17 protein-coding genes, 1 tRNA gene and 1 pseudogene are annotated in these 21,935 nt (G+C 44.8%); 17 read left to right on the forward strand and 2 right to left on the reverse strand.

The window, feature by feature from the left end; translation table 11 throughout:
- From NI467_RS12770 to NI467_RS12825, 12 genes and pseudogenes are all read left to right on the forward strand, one after another.
- A pseudogene (locus NI467_RS12770) lies at positions 1–191 on the forward strand (elongation factor Tu); the annotation flags it as partial.
- A 49-nt stretch (positions 192–240) separates the two neighbouring features.
- Positions 241–316, forward strand: a tRNA-Trp gene (locus NI467_RS12775).
- 75 nt (positions 317–391) lie between these two features.
- The gene (gene secE / locus NI467_RS12780; RefSeq protein WP_151207427.1) at positions 392–832 is read left to right on the forward strand and encodes a preprotein translocase subunit SecE; all 441 of its coding nucleotides are present in this window, start codon (positions 392–394) and stop codon (positions 830–832) included.
- Positions 833–839: 7 nt separating this feature from the next.
- Positions 840–1,373, forward strand: coding sequence for a transcription termination/antitermination protein NusG (nusG, locus tag NI467_RS12785; protein WP_253153291.1), 534 nt, complete (start codon positions 840–842; stop codon positions 1,371–1,373).
- A 116-nt stretch (positions 1,374–1,489) separates the two neighbouring features.
- Positions 1,490–1,918: a 50S ribosomal protein L11 gene (rplK, locus tag NI467_RS12790; protein WP_151204492.1), complete on the forward strand. Its 429-nt coding sequence runs from the start codon at positions 1,490–1,492 to the stop codon at positions 1,916–1,918.
- Between the two features lie 3 nt (positions 1,919–1,921).
- Complete coding sequence (rplA, locus tag NI467_RS12795; RefSeq protein ID WP_151204491.1) at positions 1,922–2,617, forward strand: 50S ribosomal protein L1; 696 nt, start codon at positions 1,922–1,924, stop codon at positions 2,615–2,617.
- A gap of 325 nt (positions 2,618–2,942) precedes the next feature.
- Complete coding sequence (gene rplJ, locus NI467_RS12800) at positions 2,943–3,449, forward strand: 50S ribosomal protein L10 (RefSeq protein WP_151204490.1); 507 nt, start codon at positions 2,943–2,945, stop codon at positions 3,447–3,449.
- Positions 3,450–3,497: 48 nt separating this feature from the next.
- Entirely contained in the window at positions 3,498–3,869 is a 372-nt protein-coding gene (gene rplL, locus NI467_RS12805) for a 50S ribosomal protein L7/L12 (protein ID WP_151204489.1), read from the forward strand.
- Between the two features lie 310 nt (positions 3,870–4,179).
- Positions 4,180–8,268, forward strand: a complete 4,089-nt coding sequence (gene rpoB / locus NI467_RS12810; protein WP_151204488.1) for a DNA-directed RNA polymerase subunit beta — start codon at positions 4,180–4,182, stop codon at positions 8,266–8,268.
- Positions 8,269–8,438: 170 nt separating this feature from the next.
- A complete protein-coding gene (gene rpoC / locus NI467_RS12815) occupies positions 8,439–12,638 on the forward strand; it encodes a DNA-directed RNA polymerase subunit beta' (protein ID WP_151207423.1) in 4,200 nt (1,399 codons plus the stop codon).
- 180 nt (positions 12,639–12,818) lie between these two features.
- Positions 12,819–13,358, forward strand: coding sequence for a hypothetical protein (locus NI467_RS12820; RefSeq protein WP_253153294.1), 540 nt, complete (start codon positions 12,819–12,821; stop codon positions 13,356–13,358).
- A 151-nt stretch (positions 13,359–13,509) separates the two neighbouring features.
- The gene (locus tag NI467_RS12825; protein ID WP_151207419.1) at positions 13,510–13,872 is read left to right on the forward strand and encodes a DNA transfer protein p32; all 363 of its coding nucleotides are present in this window, start codon (positions 13,510–13,512) and stop codon (positions 13,870–13,872) included.
- A 71-nt stretch (positions 13,873–13,943) separates the two neighbouring features.
- On the opposite strand, the gene NI467_RS12830 is transcribed toward NI467_RS12825, so the two are convergent.
- A complete protein-coding gene (locus NI467_RS12830; RefSeq protein WP_174659174.1) occupies positions 13,944–14,435 on the reverse strand; it encodes a DUF4442 domain-containing protein in 492 nt (163 codons plus the stop codon).
- Positions 14,436–14,551: 116 nt separating this feature from the next.
- Between NI467_RS12830 and NI467_RS12835 the strand changes: the two genes are divergently transcribed.
- The 5 genes from NI467_RS12835 to htpG all read left to right on the forward strand — a co-directional run bounded on the left by NI467_RS12835 (position 14,552) and on the right by htpG (position 20,420).
- Entirely contained in the window at positions 14,552–15,454 is a 903-nt protein-coding gene (locus NI467_RS12835) for an alpha/beta fold hydrolase (RefSeq protein WP_174659175.1), read from the forward strand.
- A gap of 78 nt (positions 15,455–15,532) precedes the next feature.
- Positions 15,533–16,900 (forward strand): Na+/H+ antiporter family protein, encoded by a 1,368-nt coding sequence (locus NI467_RS12840; RefSeq protein ID WP_151207413.1) that lies wholly within the window; start codon positions 15,533–15,535, stop codon positions 16,898–16,900.
- Between the two features lie 319 nt (positions 16,901–17,219).
- Positions 17,220–17,825, forward strand: coding sequence for an OmpW family protein (locus tag NI467_RS12845; protein WP_151205013.1), 606 nt, complete (start codon positions 17,220–17,222; stop codon positions 17,823–17,825).
- A gap of 177 nt (positions 17,826–18,002) precedes the next feature.
- Complete coding sequence (locus NI467_RS12850) at positions 18,003–18,347, forward strand: lysozyme inhibitor LprI family protein (RefSeq protein WP_174659176.1); 345 nt, start codon at positions 18,003–18,005, stop codon at positions 18,345–18,347.
- 153 nt (positions 18,348–18,500) lie between these two features.
- Complete coding sequence (gene htpG / locus NI467_RS12855) at positions 18,501–20,420, forward strand: molecular chaperone HtpG (RefSeq protein WP_253153295.1); 1,920 nt, start codon at positions 18,501–18,503, stop codon at positions 20,418–20,420.
- Positions 20,421–20,731: 311 nt separating this feature from the next.
- Here the strand turns inward: htpG and NI467_RS12860 are convergent, their stop codons facing one another.
- The gene (locus NI467_RS12860) at positions 20,732–21,847 is read right to left on the reverse strand and encodes a hypothetical protein (protein WP_253153297.1); all 1,116 of its coding nucleotides are present in this window, start codon (positions 21,845–21,847) and stop codon (positions 20,732–20,734) included.
- Positions 21,848–21,935 lie beyond the last annotated feature (88 nt).

Below are 21,935 nucleotides of genomic sequence, written 5' to 3' on the forward strand. Positions count from 1 at the left end.
ATTTCCGTACAACTGACGTAACTGGTGCGATCCAGTTGAAAGAAGGTGTGGAAATGGTTATGCCTGGTGACAACGTTGAGATGTCAGTAGAACTGATCCACCCAATCGCAATGGACCCAGGTCTGCGTTTTGCGATCCGTGAAGGTGGTCGTACAGTGGGTGCTGGTGTAGTTGCTAAAGTAACTGCATAATCATAGAATAGTAAAAACAAGCTGGGGTTTAGGCTCCAGTTTGTTTTACAGGCCAGTAGTTCAATTGGTAGAGCGTCGGTCTCCAAAACCGAATGTTGGGGGTTCGAGTCCCTCCTGGCCTGCCAAGTTTTTTTTAAAGACGCTTGATGTCGGCAAAACTGGTCATATAATAAGTCGCGAAACCTACGACGAGTACAAAAATGTCGAATGATAAATCACGCGACGCATTAAGCGAAGCGGCAATTCCTCAAAGAAATAATCCTGCTGTAGATGTAAGTTCAGGTTCTCCATTGGACGTGGTTCTGTGGATTATCGCCTTGATTTTATTGGTAGGTGCGATGATGGTAAACCAATATTTACCTGCATACTGGGCACCCGCGAATGATATTTGGGTGCGTGTTGGGGTAATTTTGGCTTGTATCGTTGTGGCATTCGGTTTATTATACGCCACCCATCAAGGCAAAGGCTTTGTTCGTCTTGTTAAAGATGCACGAATCGAGTTACGTCGAGTAACCTGGCCTACCAAACAAGAGACCGTGACCACATCTTGGCATGTCCTTGTAGTTGTAGTTGTAGCAGCCATTTTATTATGGTGTTTTGACTATATTTTAGGCTGGTTAATGAAGTTTATTATCGGGTAAGAGAGCTATGAAACGTTGGTACATTATTCATGCCTATTCAGGCTATGAAAAACAAGTGATGCGTTCGCTTAATGATCGAATCCAGCGTAGCGCTGTTGCCGATAGCTTTGGTGAAGTCCTTGTTCCTACCGAAGAAGTGGTAGAGATGAAGGAAGGCAAGAAACGTAAATCAGAGCGTAAGTTCTTTCCAGGCTATGTATTGGTCGAAATGGAAATGAATGATGATACTTGGCATATCGTAAAAGAGTGTCCAAAAGTCCTTGGCTTTATTGGGGGTACGGCAGAAAAGCCAGCTCCAATTACGCAAAAAGAAGCTGATGCGATTCTGGCGCGTGTACGCAATACTGGTGAAGCACCTCGTCCGAAGACGATGTTTGAACCAGGCGAAGAATTACTTGTAATTGACGGTCCATTCACTGACTTTAAAGGCGTGGTGGAAGAAGTTCTTTACGAAAAGTCACGTTTAACGTTGACGATTAATGTATTTAACCGACCAACTCAAGTTGAATTGGAATTTCGTCAAGTCGAAAAAGCAATCTAGCTGGTCTTGGTTGAAAGCGCCCGACTTTTTTAAGCTCGGGCATTGTTGTTGTAACGGTAGCGTTGCGTAAATGTTGGGGAGCCTTCATCGGCGTTTGTACCCAGAGGTAATTTGAAATGGCTAAGAAGATTGACGGCTATATCAAGCTGCAAGTTCCAGCTGGTAAAGCGAATCCATCTCCACCGATTGGTCCTGCACTAGGTCAACGTGGTGTAAACATCATGGCATTCTGTAAAGAATTCAATGCTGCTACACAAAAACTTGAAGCTGGTCTGCCAATTCCAGTCGTGATCACTGTGTACAACGACAAGTCGTTCACATTCATCATGAAAACTCCACCTGCTGCGATTCTTCTTAAGAAAGCTGCGGGTATCCAGAAGGGTTCAGCTGTACCTAACAAAACTAAAGTTGGTAAGTTGACTCGTGCTCAAATCGAAGAAATTGCGACTACTAAAGAACCAGATCTTACTGGTGCTGATTTAGACGCACGTGTACGTACCATTGCTGGTTCTGCGCGTTCTATGGGCTTGGATGTGGAGCTTTAAGACATGGCTAAATTAACTAAACGTCAAAAAGCGATCGTGGCTGCTGTAGAAGCGAACAAGGTTTACACGCTAGAAGAAGCTGTTGCAGTTTTAGAGAGCCTTCCAGCTCCTAAATTCAAAGAATCTTTGGATATTGCAGTAAACCTGGGTGTTGACCCTCGTAAATCTGACCAGGTTGTGCGTGGTGCAACGACTCTTCCTGCAGGTACTGGTAAAACTGTACGTGTAGCTGTATTCGCTCAAGGTGCTGCTGCTGAAGCGGCTAAAGCTGAAGGCGCAGACGTTGTTGGTTTCGACGATCTGGCTGAAAGCATCCAGGCGGGTAACCTTGATTTCGACGTTGTGATTGCTGCTCCAGATGCAATGCGCGTTGTAGGTAAGCTGGGTACGATCCTTGGTCCACGTGGCTTAATGCCAAACCCTAAAGTGGGTACTGTAACTCCTGACGTAGCCACTGCAGTTAAAAATGCAAAAGCTGGTCAAGCACGTTACCGCGTAGACAAAGCAGGTATTATCCACGCTGCAATCGGTCAAGTAGGTTTCTCTGCTGAAGCGGTTCGTCAAAACGTTGAAGCTTTGGTTGCTGACTTGAAAAAGTTAAAACCTGCGACTTCTAAAGGCGTATACATCAAAAAGATCACTTTGAGCTCAACTATGGGTCCTGGTCTGATCGTTGATGTGGCAAACGTTACTGCTTAATCTCGCTGATTAAGAAAGAATTTTAAAGCCCTGAAGATGTCTCCTTCTCCCTCTGGGAGAAGGTCAGGAAGAGGGTTAAACCTCTCCCTAGCCCTCTCCTACAAGGAGAGGGGATAATTTAGGCAAACTTTGAATTGATAAATGAAAATTTATCAGCGTCAAAGACCGCGGGCGGGCGGAGTTTTATGCTCCGCTCTTAATAGCCCAGCCCGCGTAGACGCGGTGGTGTGATTTGTTCATCCTCCGCGTGTTAGTCCAGTGATGGGTTAACGAATTGGGAGTGTGCTTCGCGTAAGCACATAAATCACCGTTAGGAGGTTTTACAATGGCTCTTCTTATCGAAGGCAAAAAACAGATCGTAGCTGAAGTCGCTGAAGTCGCTTCTACTGCGTATGCTGCTGTTGTTGCTGACTATCAAGGTTTAACCGTAGGACAGTTAACTGCTCTACGTGTTGAAGCGCGTAAACTGGGTGTTGCTACACGTGTTGTACGTAATACTTTGGCTAAACGTGCTCTTCAAGATACTCAATTCAATATCTTGAATGACAACCTTGTTGGCCCAACGATCTTGGCTTTCTCAACTTCTGAAGACGACATGGGTGCTGCTGCTCGTTTGTTCGAAGAATTTGCTAAAACTAACAAAGCATTTGAACTTAAAGCTGCTGCATTTGACGGTAAGGTTTATGAAGGTGCTGAAGTTAGCGTTATCGCAAACCTTCCGAACCAAGAAAAAGCGCTTACTATGCTTGCAAACGTTCTTCAAGCTCCTATTTCGAAATTGGGTCGCCTTATTACTGCGCTCAAAGAGAAAAACGAGTCAGAAGCTGCATAAGCTTAAATCAATTTACACACCATTCAATTTCCATTTGGAGTTATTCTCATGGCTTTAACTAACGAAGAAATCCTAAACGCAGTTGCTGAAAAAACTGTTCTTGAACTTGTTGAACTTATTTCTGCTTTTGAAGAGAAATTCAACGTTTCTGCTGCTGCTGTAGCTGTTGCTGCTGCTCCTGGCGCTGCTGGTGCTGCTGCTGAAGAGCAATCAGAATTCAACGTTGAGTTGACTTCTTTCGGCGCGAACAAAGTTGCTGTAATTAAAGCAGTTCGTGAAGCAACTGGCCTTGGTCTTAAAGAAGCTAAAGATCTAGTTGAAGGCGCTCCTTCAGTGATCAAAGAAGCTGTTTCTAAAGAAGAAGGCGAAGAGCTTAAGAAGAAACTTGAAGAAGCTGGTGCTACAGTTACACTTAAGTAATTTCTTAAGGGAGTCGGGTTTTTTGTAATCGGCTCCAAAAATTGGCTGATGGCTATTGGGTCATCAGCCTTTTTGCGTTACAATAATCGGCTCGATTTTTGTTTGCATGATATAAAAATCATACAAATTAAAAATAAACATAATGTACACAAACGCTTAACAATATTTTTCGGTAAAAAAATATTGTTAAGCGTTTTAATACCACTAAAAATTGCAGCATTTGTAAACAGTGGTGGCCATATTGGCCGGCGTAATTCCTTCTAAGTCCGTTCTGCAGGCGGGCTTGGTTTACACTTTCCGAGGACTCCAGATGGCATACTCATATACCGAAAAGAAACGGATCCGTAAGAATTTTGGTAAATTGCCTAACATCATGGATGCTCCGTACTTGCTCGCGATTCAAGTCGACTCGTACAGAACATTCTTACAAGATGGCAAATCACCAAAAAACCGCGAAGATATCGGTCTCCAAGCCGCATTTCGTTCAGTTTTTCCTATTGAAAGTTATTCTGGCAATGCTGCTTTAGAATTTGTTGAGTATAGTCTTGGTAAGCCTGAGTTTGATGTACGCGAATGTATTCTTCGTGGCTCAACTTATGCCGCACCAATGCGCGTAAAAATTCGTTTGATCCTGAAAGATCGTGAAACGAAATCTATTAAAGACGTACGTGAACAAGAAGTCTACATGGGCGAAATGCCACTGATGACAGATAACGGTACTTTTGTGATCAATGGTACTGAGCGTGTCATCGTGTCGCAATTGCACCGTTCACCAGGTGTGTTCTTCGACCACGATAAAGGCAAGACTCATTCTAGTGGTAAGGTTCTTTATTCTGCACGTATTATTCCTTACCGTGGCTCATGGTTAGACTTTGAGTTTGATGCCAAAGATCTGGTCTATGTACGTATTGACCGTCGTCGTAAATTGCTGGCGACTGTCGTACTGCGTGCTTTAGGTTATAGCAACGAACAGATTCTCGACATGTTCTACGAGAAAGTACCTGTATATCTGGATATGGGCAGCTACCAGATTGACCTGGTTCCTGAGCGTCTGCGCGGTGAAATGGCTCAGTTCGATATCACTGATAATGATGGCAAAGTAATTGTTGAACAAGGTAAACGTATCAACGCGCGTCATGTTCGTCAAATGGAAGCTTCTGGCCTGACCAAGCTTTCAGTTCCTGATGAATACCTGTATGAGCGTATTACGGCTGAAGACATTGCCCTGAAAGATGGGGAAGTGATTGCTGCCAATACTGTACTTGGCCATGAAGTGATGGTCAAAATTGCTGAAGGCGGTGTGAAGCAGTTTAACATTCTGTTCACCAATGATATCGACCGTGGTCCTTTCGTCGCAGATACTTTGCGTGCAGATACCACAACCGGCCGTGAAGAAGCCCTGGTTGAAATCTATAAAGTGATGCGCCCAGGCGAGCCGCCAACAAAAGAAGCGGCTGAAAACCTGTTCAATAACCTGTTCTTCTCGTCTGAGCGTTATGACCTGTCTCCAGTAGGTCGTATGAAGTTTAACCGTCGTTTGGGTCGTCCTTACGAAGTCGGTACAGACCAGAAGTCACGTGAAGTTGAAGGCATTTTGTCGAACGAAGATATCACTGATGTATTAAAAACATTGGTTGAAATCCGTAACGGTAAAGGTGAAGTCGACGATATCGACCACTTGGGTAACCGTCGTGTGCGTTCAGTAGGCGAAATGACTGAGAACCAGTTCCGTGTAGGTCTGGTACGTGTAGAACGCGCGGTAAAAGAGCGTTTATCACAGGCTGAAACTGACAACCTATCTCCGCAAGACTTAATCAATGCGAAGCCAGTGGCTGCTGCGATCAAGGAATTCTTTGGTTCAAGCCAGTTGTCCCAGTTCATGGACCAGAACAACCCGTTGTCCGAGATTACCCACAAGCGTCGTGTATCCGCGCTTGGGCCAGGTGGTTTGACACGTGAACGTGCTGGCTTTGAAGTGCGTGACGTACACCAGACTCACTATGGTCGTGTCTGTCCAATTGAAACGCCTGAAGGTCCAAACATTGGTTTGATCAACTCGCTTTCAGTTTATGCAAAATGTAACAACTTCGGTTTCCTGGAAACACCATACCGTAAAGTCGTGGATGGTCGTGTAACAGAGGAAGTTGAATATCTGTCTGCAATTGAAGAAGTAGGCACTGTGATTGCACAGGCTGACTCTGCAGTAGATAAAAACGGTAACCTGACTGAAGAGTTCGTATCTGTACGTTACCAAGGTGAATTTGTACGAATTCCACCAGAAAAAGTGACACATATGGATGTCTCTGCCCAACAGGTCGTTTCGGTAGCCGCATCACTGATTCCATTCCTTGAGCACGATGATGCCAACCGTGCATTGATGGGTTCAAACATGCAGCGTCAGGCTGTTCCTACGTTAATCGCTGACAAGCCACTGGTTGGTACCGGTATGGAAGCGAACGTAGCACATGACTCTGGTGTATGTGTGATCGCGAAACGTGGTGGCCGTATTGAATTTGTTGATGCTTCTCGTGTCGTTATTCGTGTGAATGAAGACGAAATGGTGGCGGGCGAAGCAGGTGTAGATATTTACAACCTGATCAAATACACGCGTTCGAACCAGAACACCTGTATCAACCAGAAAGTTCTGGTGAGCCTAGGTGATAAAGTAGGCCGTGGTGATGTGCTGGCTGATGGTCCTTCGACGGATGGTGGTGAGCTTGCACTGGGTCAGAACATGCGTGTCGCGTTCATGACCTGGAATGGTTACAACTACGAAGACTCGATCTTGCTATCTGAGCGTGTACTTCAGGAAGACCGTTTAACGTCTATTCACATCCAGGAATTATCATGTGTTGCACGTGATACCAAACTGGGTGCGGAAGAAATCACTGCTGATATTCCAAACGTGGGTGAAGCGGCTCTGTCTAAGCTAGATGAGTCTGGTATTGTTTATATCGGTGCTGAAGTAACTGCAGGTGATATCCTGGTCGGTAAAGTAACGCCTAAAGGTGAAACACAGCTTACTCCGGAAGAAAAACTGCTACGTGCAATCTTCGGTGAAAAAGCAGCTGATGTGAAAGATTCATCACTCCGCGTTCCATCAGGCACCAAAGGTACCGTGATCGATGTTCAAGTGTTTACACGTGATGGTCTGGAAAAAGACGACCGTGCTCAAGCAATTGAAAAAGCACAGCTGGACGCTTACCGCAAAGATTTGAAAGAAGAATATAAAATCTTTGAAGAAGCGGCACGTGAACGTATTGTTCGCCTGTTGAAAGGTCAGGAATCGAATGGCGGCGGTACCACTAAACGCGGCGATAAACTGTCTGAAGATGTATTGTCTGGTTTAGAGCTGGTTGACCTGCTTGAAATCCAGCCGGTAGATGAAGCAATTGCAGAACGTTTAACCCAGATCCAGGTGTTCTTGAAAGAGAAGAGCCTCGAGATCGATGAGAAATTCGCTGAGAAGAAACGCAAACTGTCTACAGGCGATGAACTCACAACGGGTGTTCTGAAAGTTGTTAAGGTTTATCTGGCGGTCAAACGTCGTATCCAGCCAGGTGATAAGATGGCGGGTCGTCACGGTAACAAGGGTGTAGTATCTAACATCCTGCCGGTAGAAGACATGCCACACGATGCCAACGGTGTGCCTGTTGATATCGTACTGAACCCGCTCGGTGTACCATCTCGTATGAACGTAGGTCAGATTCTGGAAACTCACTTGGGTATGGCGGCGAAAGGTCTGGGCGACCAGATCGACAAGATGCTGAAAGAACAGCGTCAAATTGCCGAGCTGCGTGAATTCCTGGACAAGATTTACAATAAGGTCGGTGGTAAGCAAGAAGATCTTGATAGCCTAACCGATGATGAAATCTTGTTACTTTCTGGCAACCTGCGTGCAGGTGTTCCTTTGGCAACACCAGTATTTGATGGTGCTGAAGAAGGTCAGATCAAAGAGTTGTTGGAGCTGGCTGGCTTGTCACGTACGGGTCAAACTGTACTTTATGATGGCCGTACAGGTGAGCGTTTTGACCGTCCTGTAACAGTAGGTTATATGTACATGCTGAAACTGAACCACTTGGTGGATGACAAGATGCATGCACGTTCTACAGGTTCTTACTCACTTGTTACACAGCAGCCACTGGGTGGTAAAGCACAATTCGGTGGTCAGCGTTTCGGTGAGATGGAAGTCTGGGCGCTAGAGGCATACGGTGCAGCATATACGCTTCAGGAAATGCTCACTGTGAAGTCGGATGACGTTGAAGGTCGTACCCGCATCTATAAGAATATTGTAGATGGTAACCATTACATGGATCCAGGTATGCCTGAATCGTTCAACGTATTGACCAAAGAGATCCGTTCTTTAGGTATCAACATTGAACTGAAAAATGGTGACTAAATAACCATTAATCCTCCTGATCCCTTAAAAAAAGGGGAGTTCCGGCGCTTAATGCGCTCTGGAGCTTCCCTCCTGTAATAAAGGGGGGACTGAAGGAGGATATTCAGTTAAAAACAATATTTGTGACCCAGTTGTGTAGTGAAAATCTCCACAACACACGGAGAAAAAAATTGAAAGACTTGCTCGATATCATGCGCAAAAAGACGGATTCAGACGGTCATGCTCCTGTAGAGTTTGACCGCATCCGTATTGGTCTTGCGTCACCAGAAATGATTAAGTCGTGGTCTCATGGTGAAGTTAAAAAACCGGAAACCATTAACTACCGTACGTTCAAGCCTGAACGTGATGGTTTATTCTGTGCCAAAATTTTTGGTCCAGTTAAAGATTACGAATGCTTGTGTGGCAAATACAAGCGTATGAAATACAAAGGCGTCATTTGTGAAAAATGTGGCGTTGAAGTAACTACTGCTAAAGTTCGTCGTGAGCGTATGGGTCACATCGAACTGGCATCTCCAGTTGCGCATATCTGGTTCCTGAAATCACTGCCGAGCCGTATCGGTCTGTTATTAGATATGACACTGCGTGATATCGAACGTGTATTGTATTTTGAATCATATGTGGTCACTGACCCAGGTATGACGCCATTTGAGAAATACCAGCTTCTGAACGATGAAGAATACTTCAATGCGCTAGAAGAACACGGTGATGAATTCACTGCGAAAATGGGTGCAGAAGCTGTTCAGGATTTGTTGAAAGACATCGATCTTGAAAACGAAATTTCACGTCTGCGTGAAGAAATTCCAAACACAACGTCAGAGACCAAGCTGAAAAAAGCGTCTAAGCGTTTGAAATTGATGGAAGCGTTTAAAGAGTCAAACAACAAGCCAGAGTGGATGGTACTGACTGTACTTCCAGTACTTCCACCTGATCTTCGTCCATTGGTTCCGCTTGAAGGTGGTCGTTTTGCGACATCTGACCTGAACGATCTTTACCGTCGTGTGATCAACCGTAACAACCGTTTGAAACGTCTTCTTGACCTTGCAGCACCAGACATCATCGTACGTAACGAAAAACGTATGTTGCAAGAGTCTGTCGATGCTTTGTTAGATAACGGTCGTCGTGGTCGTGCCATTACTGGTTCAAACAAACGTCCATTGAAATCTTTGGCAGACATGATCAAAGGTAAACAGGGTCGTTTCCGTCAGAACTTACTTGGTAAGCGTGTTGACTACTCGGGCCGTTCGGTAATTACTGTTGGTCCAAACCTGCGTTTACACCAATGTGGTCTTCCGAAAAAAATGGCTCTTGAATTATTCAAGCCGTTTATTTTCGCGAAACTGCAAGCATCTGGCCAAGCCACCACCATTAAAGCTGCGAAGAAAATGGTGGAGCGCGAGACTCCAGAAGTTTGGGATGTACTGGCTTCTGTGATTCGTCAGCATCCAGTGATGTTGAACCGTGCGCCAACTCTTCACCGCTTAGGCCTGCAAGCATTTGAACCGATTCTGATTGAAGGTAAGGCAATCCGTCTGCATCCGCTCGTCTGTGCTGCGTTTAACGCCGACTTTGACGGTGACCAGATGGCGGTCCACGTTCCATTAACACTTGAAGCTCAGTTAGAAGCTCGTGCGTTAATGATGTCAACCAACAACATTCTGTCTCCAGCCAACGGTGAGCCGATCATCGTACCGTCTCAGGACGTGGTCTTGGGTCTTTACTACATCACTCGTGATGCAGTGAATGCCAAAGGTGAAGGCATGGTGTTCGCGGATACGCATGAAGTCAACCGCGCATTGGCAACAGGTCAGGTTGACCTGCACGCTCGTGTTAAAGCCCGTGTACACCAGACTGTAATTAATGAAAATGGCGAACGTGAACAACAAACAATTATTGTTGATACCACGCCTGGTCGCTGTCTGCTGTGGGAAGTGGTGCCAGAAGGTTTAAGCTTTGAGCAAATTAACGTGGAGATGACCAAAAAGAACATCTCTAAGTTAATCAACTCTTGCTACCGTAAGCTGGGTCTGAAAGATACTGTTATTTTTGCTGACCAATTGATGTACTTGGGCTTCCGTCAAGCGACGCGTTCAGGTGTTTCTGTAGGTATGGAAGACATGGTCATTCCGCCACAAAAAGAAATTATCATTGGTAAAGCTGAAGCTGAAGTTCGTGAAATCGAACAACAGTTTGAACAAGGTTTCGTCACTGCTGGTGAACGCTATAACAAAGTGGTCGATATTTGGGCGCGTACCAACGACCAAGTTGCCAAAGCGATGATGGACAACTTGTCATTCACTACCGTGAAAAACAAACAGGGTGAAGACGAGAAACAGAAATCATTCAACTCGATCTATATGATGTCTGACTCCGGTGCCCGTGGTTCCGCAGCTCAGATCCGTCAGTTGGCGGGTATGCGTGGTTTGATGGCGAAACCGGATGGTTCGATCATTGAAACCCCAATTAAAGCCAACTTCCGTGAAGGTTTGACCGTACTGCAGTACTTCATCTCGACGCACGGTGCGCGTAAAGGTTTGGCCGATACTGCATTGAAAACTGCGAACTCGGGTTATCTGACACGTCGTCTGGTTGACGTTGCACAAGACTTGGTCATTACGGAACCGGATTGTGGCACCTTGTCTGGTCTGGTAATGACTCCATTCATTCAGGGTGGTGACGTGATCGAGAACTTGGGGACTCGAGTTCTGGGTCGTGTGGTTGCGGAAGATGTGAAGAAAGCCGGTTCAGATGATGTGATTCTGCCGCGTAACACTTTGATCGACGAAAAGCTTGCAAACTTCCTAGAAGAGCAAGGTGTCGACGAAGTGAAAGTACGTTCAGTTGTATCTTGTGAATCGACTTTCGGTGTATGTGCGAAGTGTTATGGTCGTGACCTTGCGCGGGGTCATCTGGTGAATCCAGGTGAATCTGTAGGTGTTATGGCTGCTCAATCGATTGGTGAGCCGGGTACACAGTTAACGATGCGTACCTTCCACGTCGGGGGTGCGGCAAGCCGAACTTCTGCTGCGAACAGCGTACAGGTTCGTAACAAAGGTACTGTACGTTTCCACAACGTGAAAACTGTACAGCATGCCAAAGGTCACCAGGTATCGACTTCACGTTCAGGTGAAATCGGTATTGCGGATGATTTAGGCCGTGAGCGCGAACGCTATAAACTGCCATACGGTGCGTCTATTTTGCTGAAAGATGGCGAGACTGTGGAAGCAGGCGGTATCGTGGCGACTTGGGATCCGCATACACATCCACTGGTGACAGAAGTTGCTGGTAAGATTCGCTTCAGCCAAATCGCTGACGGTGTAACTGCAACATCGAAAACCGATGATGCAACGGGTATGACTACTGTTGAAATCCTGCCAGTGACTGCACGTCCAGTATCTGGTAAAGACTTACGTCCAGCAGTGGTATTAGATACTGTTGATGGTGCCGAGCAGTTCTACTTCCTGCCACAGAACACGATTCTTTCTGTCCGTGACGGCGAAACAATTGGTGTCGGTGATGTTATCGGTCGTGTACCACAGGAATCTTCACGTACCCGTGATATTACCGGTGGTCTGCCACGTGTTGCGGACTTGTTCGAAGCGCGTAAGCCGAAAGAACATGCGATCCTTGCAGAAGTGTCTGGTATTGTCAGCTTCGGTAAAGAAACCAAAGGTAAGAACCGTCTGGTAATTACACCGGATGATGGCTCTGAAGTATATGAAGAGCTGATTCCGAAATGGCGTCAAATCAACGTGTTCGAAGGCGAGCATGTGAACCGTGGTGAAACTATTTCTGATGGTCCACAGAACCCGCATGACATTTTACGTCTGAAAGGTGAAGTGGCGTTGACCAACTACATCGTGAACGAAGTTCAGGATGTATACCGTCTGCAAGGTGTAAAAATCAACGACAAGCATATTGAAGTAATCGTACGTCAAATGCTGCGTAAAGTAGATATTACAGATGGTGGCGATACCAGCTTCATCAAAGGTGAGCAAGTAGATTTCATCCGTGTAATGCAAGAGAACCAAGCTGTTCTGGCACAGAACAAGTTCCCTGCGAAGTATGAACGCCAATTGATGGGTATTACCAAAGCGTCGCTGTCTACTGACTCGTTCATCTCTGCTGCATCGTTCCAGGAAACAACTCGTGTGTTAACTGAAGCGGCTGTAACCGGTAAAGAAGATGATTTACGTGGTCTGAAAGAAAACGTAGTGGTAGGTCGTCTGATCCCGGCGGGCACAGGTTTGGCTTATCACCTCGAGCGTCGTCGTCAGGAAGCGGAAGCTGCAGAATTTGAACTGCACAATGACTTCTCTGATGTCGATCAAGCGCTAAGCCAAGCATTCAATGATGAATTTAACGGTCTGTAATTGGTCCTTTAAATAAATAAAAAAAGCCACCTCCGGGTGGCTTTTTTTATCCTTTTGTTACAAAACTCGCTTTAAGCTTTAATAAATTTCACATTTTTCCTATAGTGAAAATATAAGTACACAAATTCTTTCATTTTTCTAACGTAATAATTTACGAATATAACCTAGGGGAATTCATCTATGAAACTTATCCAAAAATTGCTGGCTCTCAGTGTATTTGTAGTGACCAGCCAAACGATGGCTGCACCGATGCCAAATACGATTGTGTTAGAAGACAAAGGTGTGGTGCCCATTGTTAAAACCCAGATTATTCGTACCATCAAAGGTCAGCAACCTGTACGCACCACGGAAGCCACGATTTTTGAAGTCTCAAATGGTGGTAAAGATCTGGTGGCGCGAGATGTAGTATTGGAAGACCAGGCTGGCCAATTTTCAGAGCAAAAAATGTCTGTACCTGTGATTCAGCCGGGTAGCATAATTGTGCCTACCTCAAAAATTGAAATAAAATCAAAGGTTACTCAAGAGGGGGTCGTGCTTGCTGAAGCTAAGGCGATTGATGCTCAAGGGATAGAGTTAAAGAAAGGACAAGAGCCTGTGCGTAAAACGCTTCAGCTTGATCAATTCAAAGATCCGAACAGCACTGAGAGTATTACTCATGCGGTGGTTCAGGAGAATGGTACTACTACCAAGGATGTAGTTGTGCTGACAGAAGCAAAATAAGTCATCCCTACTGCTGTATTAAAAGCCTTAAATTAGTTGACGCTTTTTCTTTACAAATTTCAGCAATAGAACTTGTAATAGTAACATTTCACTGATTTTAAGTTCATTCTTATCATCTATGCTGTAAGAAATAGCCAAAAGGACAAATCTCATGAAAAAATATATGAGTATGATTGCAATTGCCTCACTATCTACCCTGATGTTGGCAGGTTGTGAAAGCATGAGTGCCTCTGAACAACGTATTGGGGCAGCGGCACTAGGCGGTGCTATTGGTGGTGGTGTAGGTAATAGTGTAGGTGGTGGTACTGGTGCAGCCATTGGCGGTGGTGCTGGTGCGGCCGTAGGAAGTAAATCTCAAAGTGGCTCGAACCGTAACGCGACTTATAGTGGTGTCGGTGGGGCAGTGGGCTCAGCTGTGGGTAAAAGTATCTTTGGTGGAAATGCCGGTGCTGCCATTGGCGGTGCAATTGGTGGCGGTGCAGGTGCTGCGATCGAACAGGAACGTCGTCGTTAAAACAGCGGTTGAGCAGAGCTAAAAGCGCCTTTATGGCGCTTTTATTTTATTTGGGCTTTGTTCGGGCCAGATCATTCAGCATGAGGTTTGGATTTGCTCTGCTTGCGCCGGATATAAACTGTTTTCTGGACTTCTGCAATGCGTACACCAGACTCATCATAAATATTGAGCTGGTAATGACGATAAACTGACTGGTGGTTGGCTGCCAGCTCAATAATTGCATTCACTTCTTCTGCAGAAATCCGGATATCGGCATGTACCGTGCCACGGCCTGGAGCCAAAAAACGAATCCAGGCTTCTTTATCCCAAACGATATATTTGGAGCCCAAATGGTGCATGAGCAGTAGCATATAAAAGGGATCCACCATGGAATACAGGCTACCGCCGAAATGGACCCCCACGATATTCTGGTTCTTGCCAGTTAAGGGCATTTTTACCCGGAGGTGATAATCCGCAAAGTTCATTTCATCAATCACAATGCCGGCACCCCGATAAGGGGGATAGTGATTCAGAATAAATTTGGAAATGAAAGGAAAACGCTGAATTTTTCGAAACAGGCTCATATTGATATTCATTTTTATTGTATAGCTCAGCATACTAGAACAACCCGCCTACGCTGGCAGTGATAAATTACATCAATTTGTAAATAGAATGATCAATAAAAATAAAGGAATTTGCTATGAATACATCAACCCATTGGGTGCAAACCAGTGATCAGCAACGCCTATGTGTCAAGACTTGGGGGCAGGCCGGGCAGCCCGCTCTGGTACTGATTCATGGTTATCCGGATCATCAGGCGGTATGGGAGCCGATTATTGCCTGTTTAAGCGAGAACTATTTTATTGTGAGTTACGATGTGCGTGGTGCAGGGGAGTCCAGTGTACCTGAAAAAATTCGTGACTATCGTTTGTCACGCTTAGCCCAAGACTTGCAAGAAATCGTCGATTCCGTTTTACCCGGACAGGCTTTTCATCTGGCAGCACACGATTGGGGCTCAATTCAGGCCTGGGAAGCAGTCACCAGCCCTGAATTTAAGGGGCGAATTCTATCTTATACAACCTTGTCAGGGCCTTGTCTGGATCATGCCGCTTTCTGGATGCGGAAGCAATTCAAGCAGAATCGGACAAATTTTTTAAAGCAGCTCAGCAAGTCCTGGTATATCGCTGCTTTTCAATTGCCTTGGCTGGCGCCTGCTGTCTGGAACTGTTTTAACCCGCAACGCTGGAATAAGGTCGTGAGCCATTTAGAGCATCGTCATGACTTGCCTTTAAATGAGAATATTGTCAAAGATGGCAAATATGGTATTAATCTGTATCGGGCCAATTTTTTACCCCGTTTAACCCGGCCTAGACAGCGTTTTGCTATTTGTCCTGTACAGGCCATCGTGCTGCAGTATGACAGCTTTGTGGGTCCGGATTTAGTCGATGAAATACAGGTTTGGGCAGAAGATTTCTCCCGGGTCGAACTGGCAGCCAATCATTGGGCGATTCTCAGCCAGCCAGAGAAAGTTGCTCATTATCTTGACCAGTTTATTCAGCAGAAATCGATTCAGGCCAATAAAATAGGGCGCGAAAAATCGTGACTGATGAAAGGATAAGGAGAGGAATTTTTATCCGGATTTTCTGATAAAATAGCCGTTTTCTCTTATTTTCAATTCATTATGTTCGCAATTCTTGCTGCTATTGGGGTCATGTTTGGACTCTCACTGGCGCGTGTGCCTGTGGTTTTTGCCTTGGTCATTGGTGCTGTTACGGGTGGTTTGCTGGCAGGCCTGGGTCTTCAGGGAACTTTAGATGCATTTAACAATGGTCTGGGTGGAGGCGCCAAAATTGCCCTGGCCTATGGTATTTTAGGTGCATTTGCCCTCGCTCTGGCACGTTCTGGACTGCCTGACTTGCTGGCTTATAAGATGATCAGCACCTTAAAAGGTGAGGTCTCCCTCAAGGCCCGAAACCGGGTGAAATATCTGATTTTCTGTACGGTCGCGATCTCGGCTATCTTCTCGCAAAATATGATTCCGGTACATATCGCTTTTATTCCGGTGCTAATTCCACCGTTATTGCTGGTATTTAATCATCTGAGTCTGGATCGCCGTTTAATTACCTGTCTGCTGACCTTTGGTCTGGTCGGTACCTATATGCTGGTTCCGGTCGGTTTTGGTGCCATCTTCCTGAATGATATTCTGGGTCAGAATATCAATACTTTTGGTAAGCCTTATGGTTTTGAGATCAGCTATGATCAGATCCCAAGAGCGATGGCGATCCCGGTCTTCGGGATGTTTGTGGGCCTTCTGGTGGCCATGTTTATCAGCTACCGCAAGCCGCGCTATTATCAGGATATTCATGTCGAAGAACAGCAGAGTATTTCGGGTGAATTGGGAATAGCAGAGCAGCAGGTCAAGCCGGAAATTTCAAAATTTACCATCTGGATGGCAGGCCTGGCTGTTGTTGCTACTCTGGCCGTACAGCTATATTCCGATTCAATGATTCTGGCGGGTCTGGTCGGTGTGGCGATTTTAAGCTGTGCCGGTATCTTTAAATGGAAAGAAGCGGATGATGTGATTATTACTGGTATGCGCATGATGGCGCTGGTCGGCTTTATCATGATTGCTGCACAAGGTTTTGCTGCGGTGATTGACGCGACGAACCAGATTCCCGCTCTGGTTGAAGCATCGGTCAACTGGATTGGTAACAGTCAGGCTCTGGCTGCCTTTTTGATGCTGTTGATTGGTCTGTTGATTACTTTGGGGATAGGCTCTTCATTTTCGACTGTGCCGATTCTGGCGATCATCTATGTGCCGCTGTGTATCCAGTTCGGCTTTAGTCCTGCTGCCACCATTGCTCTTATTGGCACTGCGGCTGCGCTGGGAGATGCAGGTTCTCCAGCCTCAGATTCGACTTTAGGACCAACCTCAGGCCTGAATATGGATGGTCAGCACGATCATATGAAAGACAGTGTGATCCCCACCTTTATCCATTTTAATATCCCTTTAATCATTTTTGGCTGGATTGCCGCTATGATCCTGTAAAGGGTTTAAATCTGCCCTAATTGATTTAGGGCAGATTTTATTTTAATTTTTAAAATGCATTTTAAATATATCTTTAAGTCTTTTTTAATTAAATCCTGAGTATTATAGTCTGAATAAAATCCTGTTTTTTATTATTGAAAATCTGAAAATATAAAACCAACCAATTTAGTCTATTTAAAATAAATTAATTTAAATAACAGTATCTTAGATAATATTGATTTTTTTGTATTATAATCACTATTGCATATTAATTCTCCTCGTGTTTATTATTAATTAATGATTGTTTTTTATAATTGATCTTCCAAAGGGGTGTTTTTAAATGTTAAAGCAAACTGCTCTAATTGTATTAATGGGTCTTTCTGCATCGGCAATGGCTGGCCAGTGGCAGGTCAAAGTAGGTGGTTCTGCAATTGCTCCAACTCAAGACAAACAGATCGCGAATGATACTATGACGGTAGAAGCTGATAGTGAGCTTGCTTTTACACCATCGGTAGAATATTTTTTTAATGATAACTTCTCGGCAGAGTTACTTTTAGCTACTCCAATTAGCCATGATGTAAATGTGACTGGTGCAGCAACAGCAGGTGTTAAATTAAAACATTTACCACCAACGATTACAGCTAAATATAATTTTAAAAATTCAACTGCTTTCACCCCCTATATCGGTGTAGGTGCGACAGCATTTATTCCTTGGGATGAGGAAGCTTCAGGAGATTTAGCGAATACTAAAGTTAAAGTTAAAGAGGACTTTGGCTATGCTGCTCAAATTGGTTTTAACTTTCAACCCGCAGATGCTAAAAATTGGGGTGTATTTGCAGATGTACGTTATGCAGACCTTAATCCAAAAGTTGAAACAGCAGTCGAAAATTTTAAATTAGATATTGATCCAGTAATCTATACACTAGGTTATAGCTACAAATTCTAAGCTTTCATAATTCGGATATGTTTTTCCAAAAGCCTCATCGTTGATGAGGCTTTTTTTTCAAAATAACAACGATTTATAACGAATTAAGATTGAGCAGATTGGCTATATCTAAATATATTAGAATCCATAAAGTAAATATTAATTGAATATGACTTCATAATAAGGAGAAAAATTGACATGAATTTTTTATTAAAGGGTCTTGTGATCGTAAGCTGTCTGATGGTCATGGAGAGCCATGCTGCCAGTTTTAATTGTAATAAAGCCGAGACAGTTACTGAAAAAGCCATTTGTCAGCATACTTCGCTCAATGATGCCGATGTCAAAATGAGTACAACTTATAATATTTTGCGCCGTCTGGTGCCGATGGGAACCCGTTCGGTAATTCAGAGAGACCAGGTGAAATGGCTGCAATTCCGTAATCGCTGTCGGGAATCGGTTTCCTGTTTAAGTCAGGTTTATACGATGCGCCAGCAGGAGCTGGATCTGCATTTTGAGCGGATTTACAGGTTGGGACCTTATTAAGATAAGGTCTAATTCAATTAAATTTATGCAAATGACTGCGCTAAAAGCGTTATGGCAGAAAAAATTTAAGTTTTTCTATTGAAAATTGGCCAACTCCCTCCATTCATATTGGCAACAGTTGTGATCTGTATTTAAAAATAAAAGGAGTGACCAATGAGCGAATCAAGCGCACAAAAACACAGCTTTCAGGCAGAAGTGGCCCAGTTACTACATCTTGTAACGCACTCCCTGTATTCCAATCCTGAAATTTTCCTGCGCGAACTCATTTCGAATGCTTCTGATGCCTGTGACAAATTACGTTTTGAAGGCATCAATCATCCTGAATATTATGAAAATGATCCTGATCTTCGGGTGCGTGTCAGTCTGGATGCAGACCATAAAACCATCACTATTTCGGATAATGGCATCGGTTTAAGCCAGCAGGAAGCCATTAATAACTTGGGTACGATTGCCAAATCAGGCACCAAAGACTTTATGTCCAAACTGACTGGTGATCAAAAATCCGATGCCCAGCTGATTGGTCAGTTTGGTGTGGGGTTCTATTCAGGTTTTATTGTGGCAGATAAAATCACGGTCGAATCACGCCGTGCGGGTGCAGACACATCTGAAGGCGTACGCTGGATCAGTGGAGGGACGGGTGAATTTGAGGTTGAGCAGATCACCAAAGAAAGCCGTGGTACTGATATCATCCTGCATTTGCGGGAAGATGCGCTTGAGTATCTGCAAAGCTATAAAGTGAAGCAGATTATCAATAAATATTCAGATCACATCAGCCTGCCAATCCAGATGCGAAAAGAAGTCTGGCAGGAAGAAGAGGCTGCTGAAGGTGAGACTGCTCAAGGCGGTCAATATGTGAAAACTGATGAATGGGAAGCGATTAACTCGGCCAGTGCTTTATGGACCCGTAACAAATCTGAAATTACCGAAGAACAATATATCGAGTTCTATAAAAACCTGACGCATGATTTCTCTGCACCTCTGGCTTGGGCGCATAACCGTGTAGAAGGCAGCACTGAATATACTCAACTGTTGTATATTCCAAGCAAGGCACCTCATGATATTTTCACCCGCGAAGCCAAAGCCGGGATCAAGCTGTATGTAAAACGTGTCTTCATTATGGATGAAGCAGATAACCTGATTCCCAACTACTTACGCTTTGTACACGGGGTGGTGGACAGTGCCGATCTGCCATTGAACGTTAGCCGTGAGTTGCTGCAGGAAAGCCGTGATGTCAAAACCATTCGTGAAGGCAATACCCGTCGCATCCTGACCACACTCGATGCTTTGGCGAAGTCTGAAGACGAAAAAGATCAGGAAAAATTCAAGACCTTCTATCAGGAATTTGGCGCCGTGCTGAAAGAAGGCTTAGGCGAAGATATGGGGAACCGCGACCGTATTTTAAAACTGCTGCGTTATGCCACATCGAATAATGATGAAGTAAGTACCTCATTGGCAGACTATAAAGCCGCTATGAAGGAAGGCCAGAAAGCGATTTATTATGTGACTGCTGATAGCTTGAATGCCGCGAAAAACTCTCCGCAACTGGAAGTGTTCAAGAAAAAAGGCATTGAAGTCTTGCTCATGACCGAACGTGTAGATGAATGGGCGATGAACTTCGTGCATGAATTTGAGGGTACACCGCTGCAAAATGTGTCTAAAGGCGCAGTTGATCTGGGTGATCTTCAGGATGCAGAAGAGAAAAAAGCACTGGAAGCAGCAGCAGCCCAGTTTAAGCCTGTGGTTGACAAGCTGACAGATTCACTCAAAGACAAGACCAAAGAAGTGCGGGTGACGACCCGTCTGGTTGACTCTCCAGCCTGTCTGGTCACCGGAGAAGGCGAACTCTCACCGCAGCTGATCCGCATGCTAAAAGATGCAGGCCAGCCGGTTCCTGATATCAAGCCAATTCTAGAAATTAACCCGGAACATCCATTGGTGAAAAAACTGGAAGCTTCCAAGCAGTTTGATGATCTGGCCAATGTGATCTTTGATCAGGCCGTGATTGCTGAAGGTGGTCTGCCTGAAGATCCGGCTGAATACGTTAAGCGTATTAACAGCCTGTTGCTGGCTTAAGTCGATCAGTTCATCAGGTTAAAATCCCTCTTCGGAGGGATTTTCTGTTTCGATGCCAGCTTAAGTGCTGGCATGATCGAGCAACAGGAGCGGCTAGAAAAATACCCCAGTTTGATGAGCTCAATGTAGGGGAGATTTGACCTCGGGTAGCGCTGGAAGGAAGAAATATGCCGCTAAAATAAATAGGGTACCGCCTTATTTTGCGAGCAGTTTGTCCTCAGGATCAGGCTACAATCCATGGTCTTAAGGGGCCGAGGTAACCTTAAAAATTCGGTTCTGTCGGGTCATCAATAGATAAGGTGCTGGATATTTTAAAATAAAGCTTCCAGGCGGACTGAGGCACCGGGATAATGGCTGCGGTTCTCGCGATGATCATTCAAATAGTTGACATCAGTTTGTACAAAGAACCATTCACGTAAAAAAGGTTGTCTCCAGGACAGATAAGGTCCCCAGCGATTCAGACGCAGGTCATTGTCATTTAAATAACCTCCGCTATAGATTCCATAACTAAAACGATTGTCCTTGAAGAACTGATGCTGCCTAAATAGATAGTTATCCCATTTTAAATCATCATCTTGCTCATCTGCATAAGTCAGGCTGAATTGATTGGACAGAAAGGCCTGATTTGGACGGGCATGTGTCAGTTCAAGGTTGGTTCTTAAGTAGTTTTCACTTTGAATTCCATAACGGTAAATCTGTTCAGCATAGAAAAAATAATCGTTGTCCATGGTCCACTGTTTACTGATTTTGGCACGCGCATATAAGTCATCGCCTGAGCGCAGGCCCAGATCCAGATCGGTTTCAAAAGGCAGACGCTCGGAAAATTCGGACCAGCGTAAAGCGAAGGAGGTATTTTCTTCCCGGCTACGTTTAGTATCCAGGCCGTGATTATTGGGATTACTCAAATTTTCGTTGGTAATGGCCACATTGCTGTCCAGCTCATTGTCCAGACTATCATCACCAAACACCAGACTCAGTTTACGCTCCATGGTGGGCAACTTGATTTTTCCACGGATACGCGGCTTGATTTCATAATCTTCATATTTATCCCAGCTATTGTCCAAGATAACTCTCAAGCTGGCTTTGGCAGGCTGATCGGGATGGGGCTGACCAAACCAGTTATCAATTTTGAGAGCGGTACGATCAGCCCATTCTCGTACCGTTTTTTGTTTCTGGTCGGCCCAAGAGTTGTTTTCTGTTTGCTCTGTCGCGAGCACAATCGCGTCACTTGACTGTTCAGGAAGAATAGTCGGTGTGGCATCAATCAGGCGTGGAATCTGGTTCAGTAAGCCCGAGGGTGCCGATTTTTCCGGGTCAGGGAGAGGGTTTGAATCGCTAAGCGTAGTTGAATTTGCCCGGAGCGCAAAGCTGGCCATGCCCAAGCTAAATGAGACAAATAAGATTCGCGTAATTTTATTAATTTGCATCTCTGTACACGACAAAAATAGATAACTCATTGAAATAATGTCATAATAATTGTTTTCTAACGACGAATACTATGACACATCTCAATGA

Origin of the sequence: Acinetobacter sp. S4397-1, from assembly GCF_024129285.1 — a bacterium.
Taxonomy (GTDB): Bacteria; Pseudomonadota; Gammaproteobacteria; order Pseudomonadales; family Moraxellaceae; genus Acinetobacter; species Acinetobacter lwoffii_C.

Coding starts and splice junctions, on each gene's coding strand:
- secE (WP_151207427.1), top strand. CDS start 392: ATGTCGAATGATAAATCACGCGACGCATTAAGCGAAGCGGCAATTCCT.
- nusG (WP_253153291.1), top strand. CDS start 840: ATGAAACGTTGGTACATTATTCATGCCTATTCAGGCTATGAAAAACAA.
- rplK (WP_151204492.1), top strand. CDS start 1,490: ATGGCTAAGAAGATTGACGGCTATATCAAGCTGCAAGTTCCAGCTGGT.
- rplA (WP_151204491.1), top strand. CDS start 1,922: ATGGCTAAATTAACTAAACGTCAAAAAGCGATCGTGGCTGCTGTAGAA.
- rplJ (WP_151204490.1), top strand. CDS start 2,943: ATGGCTCTTCTTATCGAAGGCAAAAAACAGATCGTAGCTGAAGTCGCT.
- rplL (WP_151204489.1), top strand. CDS start 3,498: ATGGCTTTAACTAACGAAGAAATCCTAAACGCAGTTGCTGAAAAAACT.
- rpoB (WP_151204488.1), top strand. CDS start 4,180: ATGGCATACTCATATACCGAAAAGAAACGGATCCGTAAGAATTTTGGT.
- NI467_RS12820 (WP_253153294.1), top strand. CDS start 12,819: ATGAAACTTATCCAAAAATTGCTGGCTCTCAGTGTATTTGTAGTGACC.
- NI467_RS12825 (WP_151207419.1), top strand. CDS start 13,510: ATGAAAAAATATATGAGTATGATTGCAATTGCCTCACTATCTACCCTG.
- NI467_RS12830 (WP_174659174.1), bottom strand. CDS start 14,435: ATGAGCCTGTTTCGAAAAATTCAGCGTTTTCCTTTCATTTCCAAATTT.
- NI467_RS12835 (WP_174659175.1), top strand. CDS start 14,552: ATGAATACATCAACCCATTGGGTGCAAACCAGTGATCAGCAACGCCTA.
- NI467_RS12840 (WP_151207413.1), top strand. CDS start 15,533: ATGTTCGCAATTCTTGCTGCTATTGGGGTCATGTTTGGACTCTCACTG.
- NI467_RS12845 (WP_151205013.1), top strand. CDS start 17,220: ATGTTAAAGCAAACTGCTCTAATTGTATTAATGGGTCTTTCTGCATCG.
- NI467_RS12850 (WP_174659176.1), top strand. CDS start 18,003: ATGAATTTTTTATTAAAGGGTCTTGTGATCGTAAGCTGTCTGATGGTC.
- htpG (WP_253153295.1), top strand. CDS start 18,501: ATGAGCGAATCAAGCGCACAAAAACACAGCTTTCAGGCAGAAGTGGCC.
- NI467_RS12860 (WP_253153297.1), bottom strand. CDS start 21,847: ATGCAAATTAATAAAATTACGCGAATCTTATTTGTCTCATTTAGCTTG.